Source organism: Kitasatospora sp. NPDC040550 (assembly GCF_055594965.1).
Window position 1 is genome coordinate 1 of record NZ_JBVIWC010000060.1, and the last position, 5,265, is coordinate 5,265.

A 5,265-nucleotide genomic window follows, 5' to 3' on the forward strand; every position below is an offset into this window, starting at 1 on the left:
GCTTCGGTGCGCAGGGGGTTGATCTCGGAGACGGCGCCGACGAGCGTGGTCTTGCCGACACCGAAGCCGCCCGCGATGACGATCTTCGCGGAGGTGGTGGCGCGGGTGGGGGCGGCCGCGTTAGAGCTTGCGAAGTCCACTGAGGACCCTTTCGAGCAGCGTGACGTCGGGCTGGTTTCCGGATTCGCCCCCGGAAGCGGGCTGGTGGATGGCGACGAGGCCGGCCTCGGCCAGGTCGGCCACGAGGATCCGGGCGACTCCCAGGGGAAGTGAGAGCAGTGCCGAGACCTCGGCGACGGACTTGACCTCCGTGCACAGCGTGCAGATCCGCTGGTGCTCGGGGAGGAGGGTGGCCAGGCGCTGCGGATCGACGTCGGCGGAGACCAGGGCCTCCAGCGCGAGTTCGTAGCGGGGCCGGGTGCGACCGCCGGTCATGGCGAAGGGCCGGATCAGCGGGCCGGAGTCCTGCTCGTCCTCGAACTCCTCGATGTGCCCGGGTTCCTGGGCCGGCCGGCGGCCGGGGGCCGGGGTGGGCACCTGGCCGGGCGGCGTCGGGTAGCCGGGCGGCGGGGTGTCGAAGGCGGGCTGCGGCCGGGCGTACGGGTCGTACTGGCCGTACTGCTCCTCGGGCCGGGCGTACGGGTGCTGCTGGGGCTGGCCGTACTGGTGCCGACCGTACTGCTGACCGTGGCCGGCGCCGGGTGCTCCGAAGGCGTCGTGGCCCGTGCCAGGGTACGGAACGCCGTACTGGCCGCTGCGGTCGTCGGGCGGTGTCACGGTTCCTCTCCTCACAAGGTGCGGCGGTGCGGTGCGGGCTTCGGTACGAGTCCGGAGCCGGTGGTGCGAAGGCCGTACAACGTCCGAACCCGAGCCCGCCGAAGCGGGCCCGGGAAGGACGCGGAGGTACTTCGAATACCTGGACGGTATCCGACGAACCGTCAGTGCAGGAGACTGCCCTGGAGTTCTGCGCGGAGCGCGGGGGTGAGGACGGCGCCGGCCCGGTCGACGAGCAGGGCCATCTCGTACCCGACCAGACCGATGTCGGAGTCGGGGGAGGCGAGGACCGCGAGGGCGGAGCCGTCGCTGATGGCCATCAGGAACAGGAAGCCGCGCTCCATCTCGACGACGGTCTGGTTGACCTCGCCGCCTTCGAAGATCCGGCTGGCGCCGGAGGTGAGGGAGGTGAGGCCGGAGGCGACGGCGGCGAGCTGGTCGGCGCGGTCGCGCGGGAAGCCTTCCGACATGCACAGCAGGAGGCCGTCCGCGGAGACCACCACCGTGTGGGACACCCCGGGGGTGTTGTCCACGAAATTGGTGATCAGCCAGTTCAGGTTCTGTGCGGCCTGGCTCATCTGAGTCAACTCAACGCTCCTGGTGGTTCGAGCCGCCGAAGAGATCGGTGCTCCGGTTCTGTCCGTTGCCGGACTGGTCTACCTGATCGGGGTCGATCCGGAAGCTTCCGGTGTTGCCGGCGCTGCGGCCCTGCTCGACACCGCGGCGCAGGTTGGTGAGGCGGCCACGGACCTCCTCGGGGCTGCGGGAGACCTGCGGCCCTTCCTGCGGGGTCGGCTTGGCGTTGCCGGGCACCAGGTTCTGCTTGGGCACGCGCCGGGGCAGTCCGGCCCCGGTGGTGCCGGCGGACGAGGGCTCGCGCAGCTGCTCGGCCCGCTGCCAGTCACCGTCGTTCGGCGACTGCCAGGGGGAGGCGGTCGGGCCGGTCGGGCCGTAGCCGCCCAGTGCGGACACGTCGTGGCCGCGGGACTCGACGGGCGCCGCCGAGGTGTCCTTGGCGCCGGCGAACCAGTTCGGGGTGTCCCCGGACGGGTTCAGGCCGGCCGGGGCGCTGCCCGGGCCGCCGTTCGCCAGCTGCTGGCCGGGGCGGCGCTGGGGCAGCCCGGACGGCAGGGTGGTGGCGGGGGCCGGCGCGGGCTCGGCGGCGGGCAGGGCGGGCGGCTCCGGGGCGTACGGGTGGCCCGCGGGGGCCTCCTGGGCCTGGTGGCCGTAGCCGTCCTGGGCGTACTCGTCCTGCTGGTAGCCGCCCTGGTCGTAGCCGTAGCGGTCGTCGGCGTAGCCCTGGTCGTAACCCTGCTGCGGGTACTGGCCGTAGCCGTCCTGGGCGTACTCGTCCTGCTGGTAGCCGCCCTGGTCGTAGCCGTACTGGTCGTCGGCGCTGTACCGGTCGTCCGAGTAGGAGCCCTGCTGGTAGCCCTGCTGCGGGGCGTACTGGTCGTAGCCCTGCTGGTAGTCCTCCTCGACCTCGGCGTCCAGCACCTGCTCCTGCGGGCCGCCCTCCAGGGCCGCGCGGCGGACCTGGTCGAGGCGCTGCGAGCGCTGGACGGCCTCCAGGGCCGGGCTGAACCCGGAGGAGCCGGCGTTGCCGATGCCGGTGAGGTGGTCGTCGAAGCCGAGCTCGGCGGCGCTGCGGTTGCGGTTGTCCGGGGCCCAATCGGCGGTCGGCTCCTGGTCGGCGAAGATCCGGGAGACGGTGAACTGCTCCTCCGGCTCCGGCGCCACCGCGGACTTGGTGACGAACGGCGGGAGCATGACCAGCGAGGTGGTGCCGGCGGACTCGCCGGACGGGCGGAGCTGGACGCGGATGTCGTGCCGCTGGGAGAGCCGGCCGACCACGAAGAGGCCCATGCGGCGGGAGATGGTGGCGTCGACCGTGGGCGGCTCGGCCAGCTTCTCGTTGATCTCCGCGAAGTCGTCGGCGGTGAGGCCGATGCCCTTGTCGTGGATCTCGACCAGCACCCGGCCGTCCGGCAGGCGGGTCGCGTTGACCAGCACCCGGGTCTGCGGGCTGGAGAACGAGGTGGCGTTCTCCAGCAGCTCGGCGAGCAGGTGGACGAGGTCGGTCACGGCGGCGCCGACGACCTCGACCTCGGGGATGCCGGACAGCTCGACGCGCTCGTACTGCTCCACCTCGGAGGCGGCGGCGCGCAGCACGTCGACCAGCGGGACCGGGGTGTTCCAGCGGCGGCCGGCCTCCTCGCCGGCGAGGACGAGGAGGTTCTCACCGTTGCGGCGCATACGGGTCGCGAGGTGGTCCAGCTTGAAGAGGTTCTCCAGCTGGTCCGGGTCGGCCTCGTTGTTCTCCAGGTCGGTGATCAGCGCCAGCTGGCGCTGGATGAGGCCCTGGCTGCGGCGCGACAGGTTGGTGAAGATCGCGTTGACGTTCCCTCGCAGCAGGGCCTGCTCGGCGGCGAGCGCCACGGCCTGCTGGTGGACCTGGTCGAAGGCCCGGGCGACTTCGCCGATCTCGTCCTTGCCGTGCAGCGGGATCGCGGTCACCGAGGTGTCGACCCGGTCCGGGTCGGTCTTGGAGAGCTTCTCGACCAGGTCCGGCAGGCGGTGGTCGGCGATCTCCAGCGCGGCGCTGCGCAGGGTGCGCATGCCGAGGATCATCGAGCGGGCGACGTAGCCGGTGAGCAGGCCGGCCAGGATCAGTGCGGCGACGACGATGACCGTGTTGAGGATGGCGTCGTAGAGCGCGTTGTCCTTGAGGTTGCGGGAGTCGGTGAGGACGGCGTCCAGCAGCGCGACTTCGGTGTTCCGCAGGGCCTGGATGTGGGATCCGGCGGCCTGGTTCCAGTTGTCCGGGGTCAGACCGGAGTTCTTGGCCTCGGCGTACGCGGCGTCGGCGGCGGCCTTGCCCTTCTGCTGCCCGATGGCGGCGGCCTCGGCGTAGTTGGCGGCGAGCGCCAGCAGGCCCTGCATGGTGGGCGCGGCGCCGTTCGGCATCTTGTAGGCCGAGCGGTCCTGGGCGGTGGCCAGGGCGACCTGGGCGTCCGCGTACTTGCGGGCGTCCTCGGGCGCGGCACCGGTGTTGAACTCGGAGAGCGAGACCTGCTCCAGCTTCTCCGCGACCAGGATCTGCTGGGTCATGTCCTGGTTCTCGTAGCGCGTGGTCACGCCCTGCGAGGCACCGACCAGCAGGCTCAGCATCAGCGAGCGCTGGGTCGAGGCGGAGGCCTTGGCCAGCGACATCGCGTAGATCGCGCGGCCCTTGCTGGTGGCGTTGGCGGAGCCGTTGCCGACCGAGTTGTCGTAGGCCAGCAGCGGCGCGAACATCGCCGAGTAGGCGCTCGCGGTGGCGCTGGCGAACAGCTCCTTGCCGTAGGCGACCTGCCGCAGGTGCGGGAGGTCGACCACCAGGGTCTGGAAGGCCTCGTGGCGGCGCGGGAGCTCGCCGGACTTGTCGGAGGCGTCGTACGCGGCGTTGTAGGCCTTGAGCGCGGCGTCGGTGTCGGCGCGGCGCTTGGCGACCTCGTTGTTCGGGTCCTGCCCGGTGATCAGGGGTATCAGGGTCTTGTCGCGCTCGTTCTCGAGCGCTTCGGCGAGTTCGGTCGCCGCCTTGGCGAGCTCGGCGGTCTTCTCGGCCTTGGAGGCCTTGATGTAGCCGTCGACCGAGGTGTTCACTCGCAGACCGCCGAAGACGAGACTGATGATCACGGGGATCAGCAGGATCGCGATCAGTCGGGTCGGCACGCGCCAGTTGCGCGGACGGAGGAAGTCGTACCGGCTGGACGGCCCGCCCTCGCCTGACTGACCCGCCGCACCCGTGCGCGGCTCCGTGGAGGCCGTCGGGGGCTTGGGGGCCGGGGTGGTCTGGGGACGCTCCTCGGTGGGAGTGAACGCGGAGAATCCGGCCGGTTCCGCGGCGCCGCCGTTCGGCGCGCTCTGGCGGGGCTCGGAGCGCCGCTGCGGGGCGGGTTGCTGCTTACGCCTCACTCGACTACTACCTCTCGGCCGACTTGCCGGCCATGGATCAATCCAGCGCTACCCCCGGGGCCCTGGCCCGCCGCCGGAAGGCCGGCGCGGGATGTTCAGGGGTAGCTGGAATTTCAGCACGTGCAGGGATGGGGGACAAACAGCCGTCGCAAGGCACCCGCGTCGGAACAATACGGACAATCAACGACATGACGGAGCAAAACCGTGGTGATCTGGCGCTGAGTGACGCTGATTCGCCACGCTGCGTCATTGTTGATCACAAAATGCCTACCGAACTGTTATCCGCTGCTTATACACGGGTCTTGCGCGCGGCCCCGGGAGGACACCGGCCGGTAAAGCACCGCCGCCCCGGCGCCCCGTCAGTGTGACGGTTCGCCGGGGCCGCTCGGTTCCCGCGGGTGCTCGCGCGCCCACCGGTGCCCGTGCGCCCTCTTCAGGCTCAGCGGAGTCGGGCGAGGAGGGCGTGTTCGACGAGGGTGATGAGGGCGCTCTTGGCGCTGTCGCGTCGGCGGGCGTCGAGGGTGATGACGGGGG

At 71.3% G+C, this 5,265-nt stretch carries 3 protein-coding genes and 2 pseudogenes; all 5 read right to left on the reverse strand.

What is annotated here, in order from left to right; translation table 11 throughout:
- Positions 1 to 140: pseudogene (locus ACZ58X_RS40125) on the reverse strand (ATP-binding protein); the annotation flags it as partial.
- Entirely contained in the window at positions 121 to 777 is a 657-nt protein-coding gene (locus ACZ58X_RS40130; protein WP_470338509.1) for a DUF742 domain-containing protein, read from the reverse strand. The pseudogene ACZ58X_RS40125 and the gene ACZ58X_RS40130, both read right to left, overlap by 20 nt.
- Before the next feature lie 161 nt (positions 778 to 938).
- Positions 939 to 1,352 carry a roadblock/LC7 domain-containing protein gene (locus tag ACZ58X_RS40135; RefSeq protein ID WP_097236138.1) on the reverse strand — a complete coding sequence of 138 codons (414 nt, stop codon included), beginning with the start codon at positions 1,350 to 1,352 and terminating at the stop codon, positions 939 to 941.
- Between the two features lie 10 nt (positions 1,353 to 1,362).
- A complete protein-coding gene (locus ACZ58X_RS40140; RefSeq protein ID WP_470338510.1) occupies positions 1,363 to 4,731 on the reverse strand; it encodes a nitrate- and nitrite sensing domain-containing protein in 3,369 nt (1,122 codons plus the stop codon).
- A 439-nt stretch (positions 4,732 to 5,170) separates the two neighbouring features.
- Positions 5,171 to 5,265 (reverse strand): annotated as a pseudogene (locus ACZ58X_RS40145) (ATP-binding protein); the annotation flags it as partial.

What these genes read in the sequence shown, in the direction of transcription:
- ACZ58X_RS40135 (WP_097236138.1), bottom strand. Translation starts at nt 1,352, where the DNA reads ATGAGCCAGGCCGCACAGAACCTGAACTGGCTGATCACCAATTTCGTG.